Source organism: Kitasatospora sp. NPDC048545 (assembly GCF_040651155.1).
Classification (GTDB): domain Bacteria; phylum Actinomycetota; class Actinomycetes; order Streptomycetales; family Streptomycetaceae; genus Kitasatospora.
Genome location: NZ_JBEZIQ010000001.1, coordinates 344272 through 364611, shown reverse-complemented (window position 1 = coordinate 364611; position 20340 = coordinate 344272). Strand labels below are relative to the sequence as shown.

Below are 20340 nucleotides of genomic sequence, written 5' to 3'. Positions count from 1 at the left end.
CGGACCTTGCCCACCTTGCCGATCCGTGGAGCACACCGCCACTCTCGCCCGCCCGGGAGCACCCTTGCCGCCGTCGACCGAGCCCCTGACCCCGACCCCCCTCGTGCCCCGGCCCGGTGAGCTGCCGCTGACCACGCGCCAGGCCGAGCGCCGCCGGCGGATCCTGCGGGCCGCCACCGCGCTGGCCGCCCGGGGCGGGTACGAGGCGGTGCAGATGCGGGAGGTCGCGGAGAGCGCGCAGGTCGCACTGGGCACGCTCTACCGGTACTTCCCGTCCAAGGTCCACCTGCTGGTCGCGGTGATGCTGGAACAGCTCCAGGGCCTGCACGAGCACATCCGGCGCCACCCGCCGACCGACCCGGAACCGGCCCTGCGGGTCGCCGACACCCTCACCCGGGCCTTCCACGCGCTGCAGCGCGAACCGCTGCTGGCCGAGGCGATGGTCCGGGCGTTGTCCTTCGCCGACCGCTCGGTCGGCGCCGAGGTGGACCAGGTCAGCGCCGCCACCGGACAGCTCATCCTGGACGCGATCGGCCAGTCCGGCCCGGCCAGCGACAGCCAGCGCGCGGCCGTCCGGGTGATCGAGCACACCTGGCACTCGGCGCTCGTCGCCTGGCTGTCCGGGCGCGCCTCGATCGCCGAGGTCCGGGCCGACCTGCACACGGCGGCCCGGCTGCTCACCCTGCCCTGACCGCACCCCGGTCCGACACCCGCCGACTGGAACCTGTTCCTGCTACGGCGCGGTGGCCGACGCGCTCCGGCGGCTAGAGTCGACGGGCAGCACAACTCCATCCGCTCCTCCCCCGGGGGAAGCCGGTGCGAATCCGGCGCTGACCCCGCAACCGTGAGTCCGGCCCCCTGGCCCCGGACGAGTCGGAGCACCCGGGGCGGGGCGAGCGGCCAGTCCGGACGCACGCGCCCGGCACCGTCGAGGACTACGGAACGGCCCCGCCCGGGCCACCACCGCTCACCGAAAGGCACAACCGCACCATGCTGACCGCCGCCCGCCTGGGCGCCGCCGCCCTGTCCGCCGCGCTGCTCACCGGCGTCGCCGCCGGACCGGCCCTGGCCGACAGCCCCTCACCGACCCCCGCCGCCGTCCCCGACGGCCTGTACGGGAAGGGCGACCCGACCTACGACGGCGTCTGGCGGCAGTCGCTCGCGCTCACCGCGCTGACCGCCGCCAAGGTCACGCCCGCCGACTCGGCGGTCGGCTGGCTCACCGGCCAGCAGTGCGAGGACGGCGGCTGGCCCTCCTACCGGGCAACCGGCGCGGCCTGCGACCCCAAGACCGAGGACAGCAACGCCACCGCCGTCGCCATCCAGGCCCTGGTCGCCCTCGGCGGGCACCAGCCGGCCGTCGACAAGGGCGTCGCCTGGCTCAAGGCCAACCAGAACGCCGACGGCAGCTGGGCCTACAACCCGGGCAGCCCGGGCGACGCCAACTCCACCGGACTCGCAGTCAACGCGCTGTTCGCCGCCCGGACCGACCCGGCGAGCGTCGCCAAGGCGGGCACCGGCGGCGCCGGGAAGAACGCCTTCGACGGCCTCGCCCGCTTCCAGCTCGGCTGCACGGCCCCCGTCGACCAGCGCGGTGCCTTCGCCTACCAGCCGGACGCCGCCACCGGCGCCCTCGCCCCCAACGCCCTGGCCGGCGGCCAGGCCGCGCTCGCCGCCGCCGGCGGACACCTGCCGGTCGTCGGCTCGGTGCGCGCCGACGACGAGGCCAAGCCGCTCGCCTGCGCCGACGGCTCCGCGCCCGCCACCGTGCCGCACGCCGAGTCGGGCGAGGCCGTCGCCGCCTACCTCGCCGCCCAGTTGGAGGCCGGCGGCAACCACCTCACCCTCACCACGCCGGGCGCCGCCCCGACCCCCGACCACACCGCGACCGCCTGGGCCGCCCTCGCCCTCGTCCAGAGCGGCCACCCCGACCAGGCCGCCAACGCCATCGACTGGCTCGACGGCCAGGAAGCCGCCTGGACCAAGAACGGCACCGACGCCGGCGCCACCGCCACCCTGCTGCTCGTCGCCCAGGCCGGCCACCGCGCCACCGCCGACCTCACCGGCAAGCTCACCGCCCTCGGCCCGGCCCCCAAGGCCGCCGCCACCACCGCGGACGAGACCACCCCGGCGAAGAAGAAGAACGACGGCATCGGCCAGTACTGGATCATCGGCGTCGGCCTGCTCATCGGCATCGGCGGCGGCCTCCTGCTCAGCCTCCAGCGCAAGCGCAACCCGCACCTGTGACGCACCCGAACCGCCGGGCCCGCGCCGTCCGCGCGCACAGCCGCCGCACCGCACCGCACCTGCCGCCGGTCGGGGCGTCGATCGGGGCGCCGGTCGGGGCACTGCTGGTGGCGGCGCTGGTCGGGGCACTGCCGGTGGTCGCCGGTGCCGCTCCCGCGCAGGCGGCGGGATACCGGTACTGGTCGTTCTGGCGCGGCACGGACGGCGGCTGGGCCTACCAACAGCAGGGCCCGGCGATCGCCGTACCGCCGGACGGGGCCGTGGACGGCTGGCGGTTCGCGATGAGCCCGGACGGCGGGCAGGACGCCGCGAAACCGCGGACGGCCGCGAGCTTCGCCGACATCTGCGCGCAGACGCCCGCGCAGGAGGGGCACAAGCGGGTCGCCGTCGTGCTGGACTTCGGGACCGCCGAGGACGCCGGATCGGCCGGGGCGGTGCCCGAGCCGCGGACGACGTGCGCCGCCGTCGCGCCGCGGGCCACCTCGGCCGAGGTGCTGGCCGCCGTCGCACCGCCGCTGCGGTACGACACCAACGGGCTGCTGTGCGCCATCGCCGGGTACCCGACGGCGGGCTGCGGCGACCAGGTCGGCGCGGCGGGCGCGGCCGGGCCGGCCGGGCCCGGTCCGTCCGGCGACCACGGCGGCGGCCCGGACATCGGGCTGATCGCCGGCGGCGCGCTGGTCGCCGTCCTCGCCGGCGGCGCCGTCTGGCAGGCGCGCCGGCGCCGCACCCCGTGAAGCCGTGAACCCGCGAAGCCGTGAAGCCGTGAAGCCATGGACCCGTGAACCCCGCCCAGGAAGCCGCCGTGCGCAGCACCTCCACCCATAGCACCCGACCGCCCACCGGGCCCCGCCAACTGCACCCCGGGGCCTGGTGGTTGTGGGCACTCGGGCTGGGCGCGGCGGCGACCCGCACCACCAACCCGGCGATCCTGCTGCTGCTCGCCGCCGTCGCCGGGTACGTGGTCGCGGCCCGGCGCGGCGACGCGCCCTGGTCGCGGTCGTACGGGGCGTTCCTGCGGCTGGGCCTGCTGGTGCTCGGGATCCGGCTGGTGTTCGCGGTGTTCCTCGGCTCGCCGATCCCCGGCACCCACGTGCTGTTCACCCTGCCCGAAGTGCCGCTGCCCGCCTGGGCGCAGGGCGTGCGGATCGGCGGCCGGGTGACCGTCGAAGGCCTGCTCGCGGCGCTGTACGACGGGCTGCGCCTGGCGACCCTGCTGGTCTGCGTCGGCGCCGCCAATTCCCTGGCCAGCCCGGCCCGGCTGCTGCGCACCCTGCCCGGCGCGCTCTACGAGGCGGGCGTGGCCGTGGTGGTGGCGATGACCTTCGCCCCCAACCTGGTCGCGGACGTCCGCCGGCTGCGCGCCGCACGGCGGCTGCGCGGCCGCAGCGACAAGGGCGTCACGGCCGTGCTGAGCGTCGGACTGCCCGTACTGGAGGGTGCGTTGGAGCGCTCCATCGCGCTGGCCGCCGCGATGGACACCCGCGGATTCGGCCGCACCGCCGACATCCCGCGCCGGCTCGCCCGGGTGACGGCCGCACTCACCCTGGCCGGACTGCTCGGCGTCTGCCTCGCCGCGTACGGGCTGCTGACCGCCGGCGGCACCGGCTGGGCCCTCCCGGTGCTGGCGCTCGGCCTGGCCGCCGCCTTCGCCGGACTGCTCCTCGGCAGCCGGCGATCCGTCAGGACCCGCTACCGGCCCGACCCCTGGGCGCTGCCCGAGTGGCTGACCGCCGGATCCGGAGTCGCCGTGGCAGCCCTCACCACCTACCTGGCCGCACGGGACCCGGCCGCCTTCGCCCCCACCGTCGTCCCGCCGACCGTCCCCGCGCTGCCGCTGGCCGCCGTCCTGACCGTCCTGCTCGGCCTGGTACCGGCGTTCGCCGCCCCGACCCCGCCCCGGAGGGCATCGTGATCACCTTCGAGCAGGTCTCCGTCCGGTACGACGAGTCCGCCGCACCCGTCCTCGACGGCGTCGACCTCACCGTCCCCGAGGGTGAACTCTGCCTGCTGGTGGGCCCGTCGGGCTCCGGCAAGTCGACCCTGCTGGGCGCGGTCAGCGGCCTGGTGCCGCACTTCACCGGTGGCGTCCTGCACGGCCGGGTCACCGTCGGCGGCCGGGACACCCGGGAACACCGGCCGCGCGAACTCGCCGACCTGGTCGGCACGGTGGGGCAGGACCCGCTGGCGCACTTCGTCACCGACACGGTGGAGGACGAACTCGCCTACGGCATGGAGTCACTCGGCCTGCCGGGCGACGTGATGCGCCGCCGGGTGGAGGAGACCCTCGACCTGCTCGGCCTCGCCGACCTGCGTGACCGCGCGCTGGGCTCCCTCTCCGGCGGCCAGCAGCAACGCGTCGCCATCGGCTCGGTGCTCACCGTGCACCCGCGGGTGCTGGTCCTCGACGAGCCGACCTCGGCCCTGGACCCGGGCGCGGCCGAGGAGGTACTGGCCGTCCTGCAGCGACTGGTGCACGACCTCGGCACCACCGTGCTGATGGCCGAGCACCGGCTGGAACGCGTCGTCCAGTACGCCGACCAGGTCCTGCTGCTGACCCCGGGCGCGCCCCCGGTGCTGGGCGAACCGGCCGACGTGATGGCGCACTCGCCGGTGCACCCGCCCGTCGTCGGCCTCGGCCGGCTCGCCGGCTGGCGGCCGCTGCCCCTGTCGGTGCGCGACGCGCGACGCAGGGCGGCGTCCCTGCGCGCCGAGCTGGACGGCCGCGCGCCCGCCGCCGCGCCCGCCCCCACCGGGGAACCGATCGCCGTCACCGACCGCCTCGCCGTCCGGCGCGGCCCGGTCCACGCCCTGCGCGGCGTGGACCTCGCACTCCGCCCCGGCGAGATCACCGCGCTGATGGGCCGCAACGGCGCCGGCAAGTCCACCCTGCTCGGCGGCCTGGTCGGCCTGCACGCCCCCGCCTCCGGCAGCGTCCGGGTCGGTGGCCACGTCCCGCACCGCACCCGCCCCGCCGAACTGATCCGGCAGGTCGGCCTCGTCCCGCAGGACCCGCGCGACCTGCTGTACGGCGAGTCCGTCGCCGCCGAATGCGCGGCGGCCGACACCGACGCGGGCGCCGAACCCGGCACCTGCCGCGCCCTGGTCGAACGTCTGCTGCCCGGCATCGCCGACGCCGCCCACCCGCGCGACCTCTCCGAGGGCCAGCGGCTCACCCTCGCACTCGCCGTCGTGCTCACCGCCCGGCCCCCGCTGCTGCTGCTCGACGAGCCGACCCGCGGCCTGGACTACGCGGCCAAGGCCCGGCTGGTGGAGATCCTGCGCGGCCTCGCTGCCGAGGGCCACGCGGTGCTGCTGGCGACCCACGACGTCGAGCTGGCGGCCGAACTCGCCCACCGCACGGTGATCCTGGCCGAGGGCGAGATCGTCGCGGACGGACCGACGGCCGAAGTCGTGGTCTCCTCCCCCGCGTTCGCCCCGCAGGTCGCCAAGGTGCTGGCGCCGGGGCCGTGGCTCACCGTGCGCCAGGTCGGGGAGGCGATCGGCGCATGAGCCGTCCGGTCCCGCTCGGCCGACGGTCGGTCGCGGTGCTGTCGTTGACCTCGCTGGTCGGCGTCGCCGCCTTCGGCTGGCCGCTGCTCGCCTCGACCAAGTCCGCGCTGGTCGGCCACGCCACCGACGCGCCCTGGCTGTTCGCGCTGCTGCTGCCCCTCCTGCTCGCCGTCGTCGTCGCGCAGATCTCCGAAGGGCGGCAGGCGGGCGGCGGCGCCCCGGGGCTCGACGCCAAGTCCGTCGCGCTGCTGGGCGTCCTGGCGGCGGCAGGCGCGGCGCTGCGCCCCCTCGGCGCCGGAACGGCCGGGCTGGAGCCGATGTTCTTCCTCATGGTGCTGTCCGGGAGGGTGCTCGGCCCCGGTTTCGGCTTCGTCCTGGGCTCGTTGTCGATGTTCGCCTCCGCACTGCTCACCGGCGGGGTCGGGCCGTGGCTGCCGTTCCAGATGCTGGCGATGGGCTGGGTCTGCCTCGGCGCGGGACTGCTGCCGGGCTCCGCCGCGCTGCGCGGACGCCGCGAACTCCTGCTGCTGGCGGGATACGGCGCGGTGTCCGCCCTGTTGTACGGCACCATCATGAATCTGCAGGGCTGGCCGTACATCGGCGGACTGGCCGGCTCGGTCTCCTTCGTCCCCGGCGACCCGCTGCCCGCCAACCTGGTCCGCTTCGCCGCCTACTGCCTGACCACGTCACTGGGTTGGGACCTGCCCAGGGCCGCGCTGACCGTCGTCCTGTGCCTCACCCTCGGCACCCCCGTCCTGCGCGCCCTGCGCCGCACCACTCGCCGGGCCGCCTTCGACGCGCCGGTCACCTTCCGACCGCCGGCGGGGTGAACCGCCGCTCCCGCGTGCGCGTAGGGTGAACGCCCCGCGCCGCACCAGAACGGAGTTCCCCGTGTCCGCCGAGTCCGTGTCAGACGACGCCGTGTCCGCCGAGCCGGTGACCGCCACATCCGAGTCCCTCGCCCCGGTCTCCGACGGGCCCCTCGCCGACCCCGACCCCGACCCCGACGCCGACGCCGTCGAGGACGAGGACGAGGACGAGGACGCCCCGTGGACCGTCGCGGTCTGCCCCGTCACCCCCGAACTGGCCGCCCGGATCGCCGGGATGGTGGAACTCGACTGGGAGGACCCCGAACTCACCGAGAAGGCCGTGCTGGACGCCGGCTGGCGTTCGACCGGCGCCCACTACGGCGACTTCAACGAGAAGGCGTACACCCCCGCCGGGCACCTGGTGTACGGCGACGACCGCCTCGCCATGCCGTTCGCCTACGAGTACTGGATCCACCCCGACGGGGTCTGGACGGAGGACTTCTGGGCGGACCAGCCCGGCTGGCACAGCCTCGTCGACCCGCCCGCCGGGACCTTCGACGCCCAACTGGACGCCGTCGCCGACCTGTTCACCGAACTCCTCGGCCCGCCCGACCACGACGTGACGCACCGGCGCCGGCCCGGGTTCGACTACCACTGGCGGTACCGGATCTGGCGCCGGGGCGACAACGTCCTGGTCGTCGCCCCGGGCCTGGACGGCTTCTCCTACTCGCAGTTCGAGCACGCCTTCGTCCAGATCCGCCCGCTGCCGGCGGACGCACCGCTCCCGCCCGCCGCCGAACTGCCCGACTTCCTCACCTGGTGAGCACCGGCCACACCGCCGCCCGGCACCCGTGACGGGCCCGCCCGGGCCCGGTCAGCCGCCGTGCCCCGTGCGGGCGCCGTACAGGCCGCCGCGCGAGGCAAGCTCCTTGATCACGACCCCGGGGCGCCCGCTGACGTGCACCCGCCGGAGGGTGTCATCGCGCCGGGTGAACTGACCGACGGCGTCGTGGCGGCCGAGGGTGACGGCGCGGGCGATGTAGCGCGGCGTGTACGGCGTGGGGGTGCGGCCGGCGATCAGACGGGCCACGTTGTCGACGGCGTGGGCGGCCTGCGGGCCGGCCAGGGCACGGGCGAAGCGGGCGCCGGGGACCGCGGCGCAGTCGCCGACGGCGAAGATCCGTTCGTCGTCGACGCTGCGCAGCGACGCCTCCACGACCGCGCGGCCGTCCTCGTCCACGGTCAGACCGCTGCGCGTCGCCAGGTCGGGGACGCCGGACACGATCGCCCACAGCGTGAGGTCGGAGATCAGTGACACGCCCGACCGCAGGTGCACGACGCCGTCGGCGGCCGCCGTGACGCCGTCGTCCGTGATCTCGACCCGCAGCCGCTCCAGCCCGGCCCGGACCTTCCGGTACGCCCGGTCGGTGAAGCCGTCGGCGACCGCCGGCCCGACGATCCGCACCTTCAGGTCCGGCCGCGCCCCTGCCACCTCGGCCGCCGTCTCGATGCCCGTCGCGCCGCCGCCGACCACCGTCACCGTGCTGCTCGGCGTCAGCGAGGCGAGCAGTGCCCGCGCCCGCTCCGCCCCCTCCCAGGTACCGACCGGGACGGTGCCCGGCAGCGGCCGCACCGTGCTGCCCACGGCGAGGAACGCCCAGTCGAAGGAGAGGGACGCGCCGTCGTCGAGGACGACCCGGCCCTCGGCGATCCGGTCGACGGCGCCGACCCGCAGCGCCACCCCGGTGCGGAGCATCGCCGCGATCGGCGTCGCGGCGACGGCCGTCCCGGCGACCTGCTGGTGCAGCCGGACGCGTTCCACGAAGTCGGGGCGGGGGTTGACCACCGTGACCTCGGCGGCCCGCACCTTCCTCGCGACCCGGTTGGCCGCGAGCATCCCCGCGTACCCGGCGCCCACCACGACGACCTTCATCTCGGGAATCACCCTCATCTCTGCCTCCCTGCCGTCTGCTCGTCGGCATGGAGATACCGCCGGGCCCGGAGCCGTGACACCGCACCGGTGTGGCGCGGGACACACGGCGCGGCATGTCACGGATCGGCCGGGTCCGGCGTCCTGTGGGAGGCAGCGCCGAACCAGGAGGAGAGACCATGAGCAGCGAGAGCGACGACGGCCGCCGTCCCGACCCGGCCACCGAGGCGTTCGTCGCCCACCGCAACCTGCTCTTCACCGTCGCCTACGAGATGCTCGGCTCGGCGGTGGACGCCGAGGACGTCCTGCAGGAGACCTGGCTGCGCTGGGCGGGCGTCGACCTCGCCACGGTGCGCGACCACCGCGCCTACCTGGTCCGGATCACCACCCGGCAGGCACTCGGACGGCTGCGCACGCTCAGCCGGCGCAGGGAGTCGTACGTCGGGCCGTGGCTGCCCGAACCGCTGCTCACCTCGCCCGACGTGGCCGAACAGGTCGAGCTGGCCGACAGCATCTCGATGGCGATGATGATGGTCCTGGAGACCCTCGCGCCCACCGAGCGGGCCGTGTTCGTACTGCGCGAGGTGTTCGACCTCGGGTACGAGGAGATCGCCGAGGCCGTCGACAAGACCCCGGTCGCGGTCCGCCAGATCGCCCACCGGGCGCGGGTGCACGTCGCGGCGCGCCGTCCGCGCGGCACCGTCTCGCCGGAACAGGCCCGGACCGCGATCGCGGCCTTCCAGCGGGCCGTCGAGACCGGTGACCTGCAGGGCCTGCTGGACCTCCTCGCCCCCGACGTGGTCGCCCTCAGCGACGGCGGCGGCATCAAGCAGGCCATGCCGCGGCCCACCGTCGGGGCCGAGCCGGTCGCCCGCCTGCTGACCGCCGGCGTCGCCCTGTGGGGCCCGGTGGTGACGACCGAACCCGCCCAGGTCAACGGGCACCCGGCGCTGGTCCTGCGGATCGACGGGGAGATCGACCTGGTGGTGGCGATGCGGCTCGACGAGGGACTGATCACCGGCATCTACTCGGTGCGCAACCCGGAGAAGCTGACGTACATGACGCGGGAGACGACGGTGAGCCTCTGAGCCGCGTTCCCTCGATCCCGTCCGGCGTCCGACGTCCGACGTCCGACGTTTCCGAACGCACGCGCACGGCACGGCCGTACGCTGTCCCGCAACACGGACAGACGAGGTCGTTCGGAAGTCGGGGAAACCAGTGGAACTACGTCAGTTGCGCGTCTTCGAGGCCGTCGTCGCCCACCGCACCGTGCCCGGCGCGGCCGTGGCGCTCGGACTCGCCCCGTCCTCCGTTTCGGAGCAGATCCGCACGCTGGAGCGGAGCCTGGGCACCGAGCTGTTCGAACGGGCCCTGCGCGGTATGACCCTCACCCCGGCCGGGGAGCGGCTGTTGCCGTGGTCCCGGCGGCTGCTGGAGCAGGCCGAGCAGGCCCGGCGGGAGGTGGTCGCCGTCCGTGCCCGGCTGCGGCTCGGCGCACTGGGGAGCATCGCGGCCACCCACCTGCCCGCCGTGCTCGCCCGGCTCGCCGAACACCGGCCCGGCCTGGAGATATCCCTGCACACCGGCACCGCCCGGGACGGCCTGCTCGGCGGGGTCGCGGCCGGGGCCCTGGAGGCGGCGCTGATCCTGGACACCGCCGGCCCGCTCGGCGACCTCGGCTTCTACCTGCCCCCGGCCCCGCTCGACCACGTCGACCTGCAGGACGTCCCGCTCGCCCTGGTCGCCGCCCCCACCGACCCGCTCGCCGGCGCCACCTCGCTCACCCGCGAGCACCTGCGCGGCCGGCGCCTCCTCGTCGACACCCCTGCCTGTTCCTTCCGCCTCGCCGGCGAGCGCCTGTTCGGCCAGGACGTCGACCGCGTCCGCACCGGCGGTGTCGCCGTCACCCGTGCCTGCGCCGAACAGGGCCTCGGCGTCGCGCTCCTGCCGGAGTTCGCGGTCCACGACCAGCTGGCCGCCGGCACCCTGGTCCGCCTGCCGCTCGTTCCCCCGCCGCTGCGCCTGCGCCTGGTCTGGCGCGCGGGCCGCGAGACCGTGCCGGGACTGCGCGAGGTCCTGTACGCCGCCCCGGCCTGAACCCGCCCGGTCGCCGGAGGCGGTCACCGGACAGCGGCCTTGGCGCCGACACGGCAGCGACGTAGCGGGCGGTGCACGGCATCGGGAGCGCGAACCCGGCGGCCCGGGCCACCGCCGCGAACGGAGATCAGCCGGACGGGACCCGAAGCCCACTCCTGTGAGGGCGAGTTGAGCCCCCGGGAAGCCGGTTGACGGGATGGACCGGCGTACGTACGGTCCAGGGTGGACACGGTCCACATCCAGGGGGTCACCGTGAGGCATGTCGTTTTGGCCGCGCAGGGCGAGCAGATCGATCCGAGCAACCCGGGGCACTGGCTCGCCCTGGCCCTGGTCTGCGGACTCTTCACCCTCGGCCTGCTGGTCTTCAGACGCAAGGTCATGCCACGCGGCTGGATCGGCCGGTCACCCGCGTTCCAGCGGATCTTCCCGAAGGTCTGGGGCGGACTCGTCATGACGGTCACGGGCACGGCCGTCATCGGAATGCTGCTGAGCAGCCTGGGCCTGCACCCCACGGGCCGGTAGCCGCACGCCCCGCACCCACCGCGGGCGCCCGGGACGTGCGTCGAGCCCTCCCCCCACCAGGGGAAGGGCCCGACGCACGGACAGCGAACGACGAATGGGGGCTCAGGCGCCCTTGGGACCGGTCGACTGGACGACGTCGAAGGACCAGAGGGTGGAGCCGGAGGCCGCAGGACGCTTGGGGGCCTCGCCCTCACCGCCGCCCTGGTGGGCCGACTTCATCGGGCCCTCCATCCAGGCCTGGAAGGACTCCTCGTCGCGCCAGCGCGTGTAGACGAGGTAGTTGTCGGTGCCCTCGACCGGGCGGAGCAGCTCGAACCACTCGAAGCCGTCGGAGCCCTCGACCGTGCCGGCGCGGGAGGCGAAGCGCTTCTCCAGCACCTCGCGCTGCTCGGCGGGAACGGTCAGTACGTTGATCTTGACTACGCTCATGGGTCCATCCTGCCTCACCTGACAGGGCGGCCCGCGTCCCGCCGCTCAGGTGAGCAGGCGCTCTGGCGCTCAGGCGATCCACGCCGGGAGGAGGCGTTCGGCGTCGCGCGGGGCGAGGGCGCAGGCGCCCTCGGGGGTGATGGCGTCGGGGTTGTAGGCGCGGGAAGGGGAGGTGGAGGCGACGACGGCAGTGAAGCCCTCGGCGGTGGTGATGCGGCGGGCGGTGTCGGCGGGCAGGACGAGGGTGTCGCCGGTGGCGAGTTCGTGCTTCTCCCCGGCCAGTTCGACGGCGGCGGAGCCGTCGAGGAAGGTCCAGATCTGCTCGGCGTCCATGGCGTGGAGCGGGCCCTGGGTGCCGGCCCGCATGTCGACCTGCCACATCGCGAGGGTGGCGGAGCCCTGGGTGGGCGAGGCGAAGGTGGTCATCTCGGCGTTCGGGGTCTCGGACCGGCGGGCGTCGGAGCGGCGGATCACGGACATGGTGGTGGAACCCCCTAAGATGGACAATCAAGTTGTCTATATGGTCAATGAGGTTGTCTATCGTGTCAAGTGAACCGGCCCCGCCCGGCTTCGAACTGCCGCTGCGCCTGCTCCTCGCCTTCCGGACGATCATCGACGAACTGCACGAGCGCATCGCCCGGGAAGGACACCCGGACCTACGCCCGATGCACGGCTTCGTCTTCCAGGCGATCGGCCCGCACGGCACCACCGCCGTCGAACTCGGGCGCAGCCTCGGCGTCTCCAAGCAGGCCGCCGGCAAGACCGTCGAACAGCTGGAGCAGCTCGGCTACGTCGAGCGCGGCAGCGACCCGGCCGACGCCCGCCGCAAGGTGGTCCGGCTCACCGACCGGGGCGTGGACTGCCTGGTCCGCTCGGCCCGGATCTTCGACGAACTGCGCGCCGAGTGGTCCGCCACCCTCGGCGAGGACCAGCTGCGCCAGGTGGAGGACGGCCTGCGCCGACTCGCCCCCGGCGACCCGTTCCGTCTCGACACCCCGCGCTGGTTCGGCTCGCCGTGAGGGAACGACGCGAACGCACACGTGCCACCCCGCCGCAGGAGGACGGGGTGGCACGGGTGTGCGCGGCCACTGGCCGACAGTCGGCAGCTTCGCGGTGAGCTCGGCCGGAACGCCGACCACGGTGGTCGGGTCGAGCAACTTCGAGTCCGGCGGACGGGCGGTCCGGCACGGCCGGCTGCCCTCGGGGTCCCGACCGGGCCGCCGAGACGTCAGGCCTGCGGGAGTCCCCGCGTCGCGAGGGTCTGGTTCTTGTACGCCGCGACACCGGTGATCTCGGCGCCGAACCAGTCCGGCGGGGTGAAGGCCTCGGCCTCGGCGACCGAGCCGAACTCGACCTCGACGGTCAGCAAGCCCGCCAACTCCCCCTGGTAGACGTCGACCTCGACGGTGACGCCGGCCGAGTCGAAGGTGTACCGGTCCTTGAGCAGCCGGGCGCCCTCGGTGGCCGGCCAGAGCTCGGTGAACTCCTCCTCGCCGAGCTCGCGCTCCACCTCGACGCGGACGGCGGAGGCCCCCGCCTTGCCGCGCTTGACGCCGAGGACGTGGCTGCCGCCGATCCGGCGCAGCCGCACCTCGGTCCCGTCGTCATTGATCGCGATGTAGCCCTGGTCGATGTGCTGCCGCACCGCCGTCTCCGGCGGTTCGAAGGCGTCCAGCCGGAACTTGCGCTCGATTTCGAGCGGCATGCCGCACCCTCTCGACGGAGTTCCCCCGGCGGCCGACGCGGCCGGGGCCGGTACGCGACGATACGTCACCCGGTCGCGCCCCGCCGCTCCCACCGGCCCGGACGCCTCAGAACGACCGCCCCTCGCCGCCCCGGTACGGCGGCTCCGGCCCGACCGGGTCGGGCTTGTCCCGCAGGTCGGCGCAGAGCGTGGAGCTGAGCCTGGTCAGCAGTTCGGCGAGGTCGGTGTACTGCTTCTCGTCCCAGTCGCCCAGCAGGTCGGCAAGTTGGGCGCGCCGGGCGGCGACCAGTCGCAGTGCGGCCTCCTCCCCCGGTTCGGTGAGCCGCAGGAGCAGCCCCCCGTTCCGCGCGGCCAGCCCCCGGCCCTCCACCTCCCGGACGGCGTCCTCGACGACGGCGATCGGCACGATCCGCCGCTCGGCCAGTTCCGCCGGTTCGACCGAGCCGTGCTGGTGCATCTGCAGGAGCAGCCAGCTGGAGGCGGGCAGCAGGTCCAGCCCGGCGGTGGCGGTGATCCGCCGGAAGAGGTCGCGACGGGCCTCGCGGGTGATCAGCACCGAGAGCGCGCGGGCGATCTCGTCCAGGGAGCTGCGCTCCACCGGGTTGAGCCCGATGGACTCGCTCAGGTCGGGCGCGGTGACGGTGGAGCGCAGTGGCTGCTCCCGCAGGAACAGCGACAGCACGAAGGCGACCACCGCGACGGGCACCGCATACAGGAAGACGCGGGTGATCGACTCCGCGTAGGCGTGGTAGATCCCCTCCTGGACGGGGGCGGGCAGCTGCGGGATGACCCGCGGGTCGGTGGCGATGGCCTCGGGCCGGAACCCGGGCGGCAGTGGCACGCCCGCCAGGACGTCGGCGAGCCGGTCGCGCAGTCCGCTCGCGAAGACCGTGCCGAAGATGGAGACGCCGAAGGAGGCCCCGATGGACCGGAAGAAGGTCACGCCCGCGGTGGCCACGCCGAGGTCCTCGTAACCGACCGAGTTCTGCACGATCAGCACCAGCACCTGCATCACCAGGCCCAGCCCGAGGCCGAAGACCAGGAAGTAGAAGCTCATCTCGGTGGTGCTGCTGTGCTCGTCCAGCCGGGAGAGCAGTAGCAGTCCCACCGTCGTCACGGCGGTCCCGGCGATCGGGAAGATCCGGTAGTGGCCGGTGCGGGCGACGATCTGGCCGGAGCCGATGGAGGTGACCAGCATGCCCAGCACCATCGGCAGCATGTGGATGCCGGACATGGTGGGCGAGACCTGCATGACCACCTGGAGGAAGGTCGGCAGGTAGGTGAGCGCGCCGAACATCGCGAAGCCGATCACGAAGGAGATCACCACGACCAGGCTGAAGGTCCGTGAGCGGAACAGCCGCAGCGGCAGGACCGGCTCGACGGCCGTCCGCTCGACCAGGACGAAGGCGAGCAGCAGCACCATGCCGAGCACGCCGAGGCCGGTGATCTGCCAGGAGTTCCAGTCCCAGGTGGTGCCGCCGAGCGAGGTCATCAGCACCAGGCAGGTGGCCACGGCGGCGATCAGCGCGGTGCCGAGGTAGTCGATCCGGTGCTCGCGCCGCGCCTCCGTCGGGTGCAGCACCGCGGCGATCACCACCAGGGCGACGATGCCGATCGGCAGGTTGACGTAGAAGACCCAGCGCCAGCTGAGGTGGTCGACGAACAGCCCGCCGAGCAGCGGCCCGAGCACGCTGGTCACGCCGAACACGGCGCCGAACAGGCCCTGGTAGCGGCCGCGGTCGCGGGGCGGGACGAGGTCGCCGACGATCGCCTGGGAGAGCACCATCAAACCGCCGCCGCCCAGGCCCTGGAGCGCCCGGAAGGCGATCAGCTCCCCCATGTTCTGCGCGGCGCCGCACAGCACCGAGCCGATCAGGAAGATCACGATGGAAGCCTGGAAGAAGCGCTTCCGGCCGTACATGTCGCCGAGCTTGCCCCAGAGCGGGGTCGCGGCGGTGGAGGCCAGCAGGTAGGCGGTGACCACCCAGGACAGGTGGTCGAGGCCGCCGAGGTCACTGACGATGGTGGGCAGCGCGGTGGAGACGATGGTCTGGTCGAGGGCCGCGAGCAGCATCGCCAGCAGCAGGGCCCCAATCGGCACCCAGAGGTTGTGGACGGCGACCGTCGGCGGGCCGGGCTCGCTCGCCGGGCTCCGGTCGGACGCGGCGAGCGGATCCGTCATGGCGTCTCCGTGGGCATGGCGTCTCCGAAGGGTCGCGGGCCCCGGTTGCCGGGCCCCGTGCGGATGATCACTCCCAGCTCACCATGCTGGCAGATTCGTCCAGTTTTGTTCCTCCGGGTTGAGCCGAACGTAAGCATCGGGGACATCGGCGGCGTCCGGGGCGTTCTCGGGGGAGCCAACCGGCACCAACCGGCACAACACCCCCGCCGGAGGCAGGACGCCCCTGTCCCGCCCCCGGGACGTCCTGCATAATCAGGCGCGATCGTCCGCCCCGGGCCCCGCCCGGGAGCCGTCGAGACCGCCCGCGAGACCGACCGAAACCGAGGAGGACCGGCCGATGCCGGACCAGCACTGCCCGACGTGCGGCACCGCACGCTCAACCGGGTGCGGCTGCGTCCCGGACCCGAGCCTCACCGAGACGGCCGTCCTCCCCCACATCGAGGGCCCGCCGCTGGTGCGCCCGTACGTCCCGCAGACCGCCGGCCAGGTAGCCGAGGAGCCGTCGGCGCAAGCGCCGACGGTGGACCCGTTCGCGACCACCGTGCTGCCGCCGGTCGCCCCCGGCGCGCCGTTCGCCCCCGGGCCGCCCTTCGCCGCCGGCGCGCCGGTCACCCCGCCGCTCGGGCCGGACGCGGATGCCTACGCGACCACGGTGCTGCCGCCCGTCCTCCCGGGGCAGCCGCCGCTGGGGCCGGACGCCGACGCCTACGCCACCACGGTGCTGCCGCCGGTGCCGCCCTCCGGGCCCGGCGCGTACGCGGCCGCGCCGCCGCGCTCGCCGGCCGGGCCCGGTGGCGGGGGCGAGATCGGCCTCTTCCCCTTCGACAACGTCCCGGCCGGGCCCGAGCCGGGGACCGGCGGCCGGGCCGCCCGCCGGGCGGCCGAGCAGGGCACCGGGAGCCCGCTGACCGAGCGCAAGGGTCTGCTGGTCGGGGTCGGCGCCGCCCTGGTGGCGCTCACCATCGGCGTCGCGTACGCCGTGACGCCCTCCTCCGAGCCGGACGCCAAGCAGGCGCAGCCCCTGCCGACCACCACCCTGGCGCCCGCGCCGGTGGACCCGACCCCGGCGGCGGTGCCCACGACGACCGCGTCGGCCTCGACCAGCGAGGCGCCGAGCCCGTCGGCGACGGCGACCCGCAAGCCGACGCCGTCGAAGACCGCCACCCCGACGCCGACCCCCACGCCGACGCCCACGCCCACCCCGACGCCCACGCCGACCCCCACCCCGACGCCGACGCCCACGCCGACGCCCACGCCCACGCCCACCCCGCGGCTGCTGAAGCTGGGGATGACCGGGCCCGACGTCAAGGACATGCAGCAGCGCCTGTACACGGCCGAATGCGGATTCGTCGACAAGTCGATCGTCACCGGCACCTTCGACTACTGGACCCAGTCGGTGCTCGGCGACTACCAGCGCCAGAACCACATCAAGGGCGAGAACAACGTCTACGGTCCCAAGACCCAGTCCGTCCTCACCGCCGATCCCGGCTGCTGACCCCGGGCACGCGGAAGGGCGGCGCCCGCCGGTCAGCGGACGCCGCCCGTCGGCCGGCCGGGGTGGCCGGGGCCACCGGGGCCACCGTCAGCCGGTGATCGCCCCGAAGAGGCTGACGCCCGCCAGCACCACCATGATCGACGCCGCCACCCGGATGATCAGCTTCATCGGCACGTACTTGAGCAGCTTCTGCCCGCCCACGATGGCGATCCCGCCGACCGCGCAGAGCGCCAGCCAGGAACCGAGGCCCACGGCCAGCGGATCGGCGTACTTGGCGGCCAGGTTGGCGGTCATGATCTGGGTCAGGTCGCCGAACTCGGCGATCGCGACGACCACGAAGCCGGCCCCGGCCACCTTCCAGAAGCTGTTCGAGGACGGCTCCTTGGCCGCGTGCTCGTCCTCGTCCCCGCCGCCGTGGAACAGCAGCATCGCCGCACCGACCAGGAAGAGCAGGCCGGTGACGCCCTCCACCCAGCGGTGCGGCAGCAGCGACAGCAGGTGCCCGGCGACGAGCGCGATGCCCACCTGGAGGGCGAAGGCGGCGGCGATGCCGGCGAAGACGTAGCTCGCGCGGTACTTGGTACCGAGCACCAGACTGGCCAGCGCGGTCTTGTCCGGCAGTTCGGCCAGGAAGATGATGCCGAAGGTCAACACGGCGACGGTGAAACTCATCAAGGGGTTCCTCGGTCCGGCTGCCCGGCCTCCGCAGCTCCGCCAGGGGACGCTTCGGCCCGACAGCACTGGTCATGGTCACAGCACTGCGGCCGAAGGTCTCGCCGGCAACGCTCTGCGAGCGGTGCCCCGGGCGCCGGGCCCCTGGGGGCCAGTATGTCGACGGTCCGGTGGAGGGCTACTCCCCTTCAACGCCCCCAGCCTACCCGACGCCGCCCGGCGCCCCGACGCCGTCGGCGCCCGGGCCCGCGACCCCGGCCGTCATCGGGCGTCGCCCGGCGCCCCCGCCACCACCCGGCCCCGGCCGACCAGTTCCAGGACCACCACGATCGCCACCGACTCCACCGCCAGCAACCCGACCAGCACGAAAAGCTGCACCGCGCCCGCCTGGACGGGCGACGCCCCGCCGAGCAGCATCCCGACGAAGGCCCCCGGCAGAGTGACCAGCCCGACCGTACGGGTCTGGTCCAGGGCCGGGACGAGCGAGGTCGCAGCGGCCGTCCGGCAGATCTCCAGCCGTGCCTCGCGCTCCTCGAAGCCCAGCGCCAGCGCCGCCTCCACCTCGCCGCGCCGCTGCCGCAGCTCGTCCAGGGCGCGTCGCCCGGCCAGCGAGGTCGCGCTGAGCGCGCCACCGATCAGGATGCCCGCGACCGGGATGACGGACAGGCCCTTCAACGGCAGCAGCCCGACGGCCAGCAGCAGGGTGAGCACCGGCAGCACCCCGGCCCCGATCGGCGCGGCCGCCCAGACCCAGCCGGGCCCCGGGGTCATCCGCCGCCCGGCGGTGCGCACCGCGACCGAGAACATCACCAGCACGAACAGCGCGGACCACCAGAGCGAGCCGACCACCCAGGTGATCACGGCGGCGACCGCCGCCAGCTGCACCACCGCCCGCAGCCCGGCCCGCAGCACCGCGTGCCCGTGGCCGAGCAGGCCCTTGCCGGCCACCGCGACGGCGGCCGCCAACAGCACGGCGGTGACCACCCCAAGCACCGGGGTGACCGGCAGCAGCTGGCCACCGCCGGACGCCGCAAGGACCATCAGATCCAACTGGTGAACCACATCCGGTCCTGCCAGGACGACATCGGGATCACCTCCGCCGTGTACAGCGGGTAGAAGAAGGCGAAGCAGCCGACGATCGCCAGCACGACCGCCCCGGCGCCGATCGCGCCGATCCGGCGGCGCTCGCGGCTGCAGCCGGGCGGGCCGAGCATCGCCCCGAGCATCTGGGCGACGGCCAGGCACAGGAACGGCACCAGCACGACCATGTAGAAGGAGAAGATCGTCCGCTCCTGGTACCGGAACCAGGGCAGGTAGATCCCGGCCACCGCGCACAGCACCGCGCCCGAGCGCCAGTCCCGCCGGAAGAACCAGCGCCACAGCAGGTAGACCAGCGCGAAGCAGGCCGCCCACCACAGGAACGGCGTGCCCAGGCCGAGGATCTGCGCCGCGCAGCCCCCGGAGGAGGTGCAGCCGCGGCTGCCGACGGGCACCTGCTCCCAGTACATCGAGACCGGGCGGCCGTCGACCAGCCAGGCGAAGGGGTTGGACTGGTAGGTGTGCGGGGTGCTCAGGCCGGTGTTGAAGTCGTACATCTGCGAGTGGTAGTGCCACAGACTGCGCAGCGGCGCGGGCACCCAGCTCATCGGCACCTGCGGCAGCGGGACGCCCAGGAAGCTGTCCGGGGACAGCCCGGCGCGGCCGTCCGCCCAGTGCCGGTCGTACCCGCCGCCGTTCCCGCCGCCGAGCAGCCAGCCGCCCCAGGCACCGACGTACACCACCAGGGCGGAGCCGACCATGGCCAGGAGGGCCGGTCCGGCATCCAGCCGCAGCATGGACCGCCAGGGGCGGCGGGCTCCGGCGCCCCGGCGGCCGGCCTGGTCCCACAGCACGGTCAGGACACCGAAGGCGGCCAGGATCGGCGCGCCGTTCCACTTGACCGCGCAGGCGGCACCGATCAGCACCCCGGCAGCGATCCGCCAGGGACGCCACCCGAGCCCCACCCGGTCGGCGTCACCGCCGGCCCCGGCCGCGGCCGCCAGCCGGGCGCGGGCGTGGTCGCGGTCGATCAGCAGGGCGCCGAAGGAGCCGAGCACGAAGAACATCTGGATGCCGTCGAGCAGTCCGACCCGGCTCATCACCAGTTGCAGGCCGTCCACCGACATCAGCAGTGCGGCGGTGCAGCCGATCAGGGTGGAGCCGAAGAGCCGGCGGCCGATCCGGGCCAGCATCAGCACGGTGACGGTGCCGAGCAGGGCGGTCATGAACCGCCAGCCGAAGGGGTGCAGGCCGAACAGCTGCTCGCCGATCGCCATCACCCATTTGCCGAGCGGCGGGTGCGCGATGAACTCGGGCGCGGAGGTCAGCGGGACGGACTGCGGGACGGCCAGGATGTCGGCGTTGGCGTGGTCCGGCCAGGTGCCCTCGTAGCCCTGCCGGAGCAGCGACCAGGCGTCCTTGGGGTAGTACGTCTCGTCGAAGACGAAGGCGTTGGGGTAGCCGAGGTTCCAGAACCGCAGCAGGCCCGCGAAGAGCGCGACGCCGATCGGCCCGAGCCAGCCGGAGCGGTCGGCCGCCCAGCGGACCGGGCCGCCGCGCGAAGCCGGTGCGGGGTCGACGGGGGCCGGGGCCACCGGGGGGTGCGTGAGCGCCGCTTGCGTCATTGCCTCGCCGATTCGCCTGTCTGCTCTGCCCGGGCCCCGGCGCTGCGGCCGATCCGGGCGGTCAACAGCCACTGAC

At 74.5% G+C, this 20340-nt stretch carries 20 protein-coding genes and 1 riboswitch; of the genes, 12 read left to right on the top strand and 8 right to left on the bottom strand.

Going from position 1 to position 20340, the window contains the following annotated elements:
* Positions 1–64 precede the first annotated feature (64 nt).
* The 7 genes from AB0D10_RS01855 (at position 65) to AB0D10_RS01825 (ending at position 7392) form a co-directional block, all read left to right on the top strand.
* Positions 65–691 carry a TetR family transcriptional regulator gene (locus tag AB0D10_RS01855; RefSeq protein WP_360249542.1) on the top strand — a complete coding sequence of 209 codons (627 nt, stop codon included), beginning with the start codon at positions 65–67 and terminating at the stop codon, positions 689–691.
* Positions 692–806: 115 nt separating this feature from the next.
* Positions 807–884: riboswitch (cobalamin riboswitch) on the top strand.
* A gap of 106 nt (positions 885–990) precedes the next feature.
* On the top strand, positions 991–2247 hold the full coding sequence (locus AB0D10_RS01850) for a prenyltransferase/squalene oxidase repeat-containing protein (RefSeq protein WP_360249539.1): 1257 nt from the start codon (positions 991–993) through the stop codon (positions 2245–2247).
* 101 nt (positions 2248–2348) lie between these two features.
* On the top strand, positions 2349–2984 hold the full coding sequence (locus tag AB0D10_RS01845; RefSeq protein ID WP_360249735.1) for an SCO2322 family protein: 636 nt from the start codon (positions 2349–2351) through the stop codon (positions 2982–2984).
* 68 nt (positions 2985–3052) lie between these two features.
* Positions 3053–4162 carry an energy-coupling factor transporter transmembrane protein EcfT gene (locus AB0D10_RS01840; protein WP_360249536.1) on the top strand — a complete coding sequence of 370 codons (1110 nt, stop codon included), beginning with the start codon at positions 3053–3055 and terminating at the stop codon, positions 4160–4162.
* Positions 4159–5760 carry an ATP-binding cassette domain-containing protein gene (locus tag AB0D10_RS01835; protein WP_360249533.1) on the top strand — a complete coding sequence of 534 codons (1602 nt, stop codon included), beginning with the start codon at positions 4159–4161 and terminating at the stop codon, positions 5758–5760. Before AB0D10_RS01840 ends, AB0D10_RS01835 begins: the two co-directional genes overlap by 4 nt.
* The gene (locus AB0D10_RS01830) at positions 5757–6590 is read left to right on the top strand and encodes an ECF transporter S component (protein ID WP_360249530.1); all 834 of its coding nucleotides are present in this window, start codon (positions 5757–5759) and stop codon (positions 6588–6590) included. Before AB0D10_RS01835 ends, AB0D10_RS01830 begins: the two co-directional genes overlap by 4 nt.
* Positions 6591–6651: 61 nt before the next feature.
* Complete coding sequence (locus AB0D10_RS01825; protein ID WP_360249527.1) at positions 6652–7392, top strand: hypothetical protein; 741 nt, start codon at positions 6652–6654, stop codon at positions 7390–7392.
* Between the two features lie 51 nt (positions 7393–7443).
* On the opposite strand, the gene AB0D10_RS01820 is transcribed toward AB0D10_RS01825, so the two are convergent.
* Positions 7444–8520 carry an FAD-dependent oxidoreductase gene (locus tag AB0D10_RS01820; RefSeq protein ID WP_360249524.1) on the bottom strand — a complete coding sequence of 359 codons (1077 nt, stop codon included), beginning with the start codon at positions 8518–8520 and terminating at the stop codon, positions 7444–7446.
* A 158-nt stretch (positions 8521–8678) separates the two neighbouring features.
* Between AB0D10_RS01820 and AB0D10_RS01815 the strand changes: the two genes are divergently transcribed.
* The 3 genes from AB0D10_RS01815 (at position 8679) to AB0D10_RS01805 (ending at position 11118) form a co-directional block, all read left to right on the top strand.
* Positions 8679–9587: an RNA polymerase sigma-70 factor gene (locus AB0D10_RS01815; RefSeq protein ID WP_360249521.1), complete on the top strand. Its 909-nt coding sequence runs from the start codon at positions 8679–8681 to the stop codon at positions 9585–9587.
* Positions 9588–9717: 130 nt separating this feature from the next.
* The gene (locus tag AB0D10_RS01810; protein ID WP_360249518.1) at positions 9718–10596 is read left to right on the top strand and encodes a LysR family transcriptional regulator; all 879 of its coding nucleotides are present in this window, start codon (positions 9718–9720) and stop codon (positions 10594–10596) included.
* A 252-nt stretch (positions 10597–10848) separates the two neighbouring features.
* A complete protein-coding gene (locus AB0D10_RS01805; RefSeq protein WP_360249515.1) occupies positions 10849–11118 on the top strand; it encodes a hypothetical protein in 270 nt (89 codons plus the stop codon).
* A gap of 102 nt (positions 11119–11220) precedes the next feature.
* Here the strand turns inward: AB0D10_RS01805 and AB0D10_RS01800 are convergent, their stop codons facing one another.
* Positions 11221–11547: an antibiotic biosynthesis monooxygenase gene (locus AB0D10_RS01800; protein WP_360249512.1), complete on the bottom strand. Its 327-nt coding sequence runs from the start codon at positions 11545–11547 to the stop codon at positions 11221–11223.
* 69 nt (positions 11548–11616) lie between these two features.
* The gene (locus tag AB0D10_RS01795; RefSeq protein WP_360249509.1) at positions 11617–12027 is read right to left on the bottom strand and encodes a cupin domain-containing protein; all 411 of its coding nucleotides are present in this window, start codon (positions 12025–12027) and stop codon (positions 11617–11619) included.
* Positions 12028–12089: 62 nt separating this feature from the next.
* Here AB0D10_RS01795 and AB0D10_RS01790 point away from each other — a divergent pair, with 62 nt between their 5' ends.
* Positions 12090–12566, top strand: coding sequence for a MarR family winged helix-turn-helix transcriptional regulator (locus AB0D10_RS01790; protein ID WP_360249506.1), 477 nt, complete (start codon positions 12090–12092; stop codon positions 12564–12566).
* 209 nt (positions 12567–12775) lie between these two features.
* On the opposite strand, the gene AB0D10_RS01785 is transcribed toward AB0D10_RS01790, so the two are convergent.
* Both AB0D10_RS01785 and AB0D10_RS01780 read right to left on the bottom strand, forming a co-directional pair.
* The gene (locus AB0D10_RS01785) at positions 12776–13252 is read right to left on the bottom strand and encodes an adenylate cyclase (RefSeq protein WP_360249503.1); all 477 of its coding nucleotides are present in this window, start codon (positions 13250–13252) and stop codon (positions 12776–12778) included.
* A 106-nt stretch (positions 13253–13358) separates the two neighbouring features.
* Positions 13359–15434 (bottom strand): MFS transporter, encoded by a 2076-nt coding sequence (locus AB0D10_RS01780; protein ID WP_360249500.1) that lies wholly within the window; start codon positions 15432–15434, stop codon positions 13359–13361.
* A gap of 337 nt (positions 15435–15771) precedes the next feature.
* On the opposite strand from AB0D10_RS01780, the gene AB0D10_RS01775 reads away from it, so the two are divergent.
* Complete coding sequence (locus tag AB0D10_RS01775; protein WP_360249497.1) at positions 15772–16929, top strand: peptidoglycan-binding protein; 1158 nt, start codon at positions 15772–15774, stop codon at positions 16927–16929.
* An 87-nt stretch (positions 16930–17016) separates the two neighbouring features.
* On the opposite strand, the gene AB0D10_RS01770 is transcribed toward AB0D10_RS01775, so the two are convergent.
* The 3 genes from AB0D10_RS01770 to AB0D10_RS01760 form a co-directional block, all read right to left on the bottom strand.
* A complete protein-coding gene (locus AB0D10_RS01770; protein WP_360249494.1) occupies positions 17017–17604 on the bottom strand; it encodes a TMEM165/GDT1 family protein in 588 nt (195 codons plus the stop codon).
* A 258-nt stretch (positions 17605–17862) separates the two neighbouring features.
* Complete coding sequence (locus AB0D10_RS01765; protein WP_360249732.1) at positions 17863–18642, bottom strand: ABC transporter permease; 780 nt, start codon at positions 18640–18642, stop codon at positions 17863–17865.
* The gene (locus AB0D10_RS01760) at positions 18642–20234 is read right to left on the bottom strand and encodes a phospholipid carrier-dependent glycosyltransferase (RefSeq protein ID WP_360249491.1); all 1593 of its coding nucleotides are present in this window, start codon (positions 20232–20234) and stop codon (positions 18642–18644) included. The genes AB0D10_RS01765 and AB0D10_RS01760 overlap by 1 nt, the downstream gene beginning before the upstream one ends.
* Between the last annotated feature and the right edge of the window lie 106 nt (positions 20235–20340).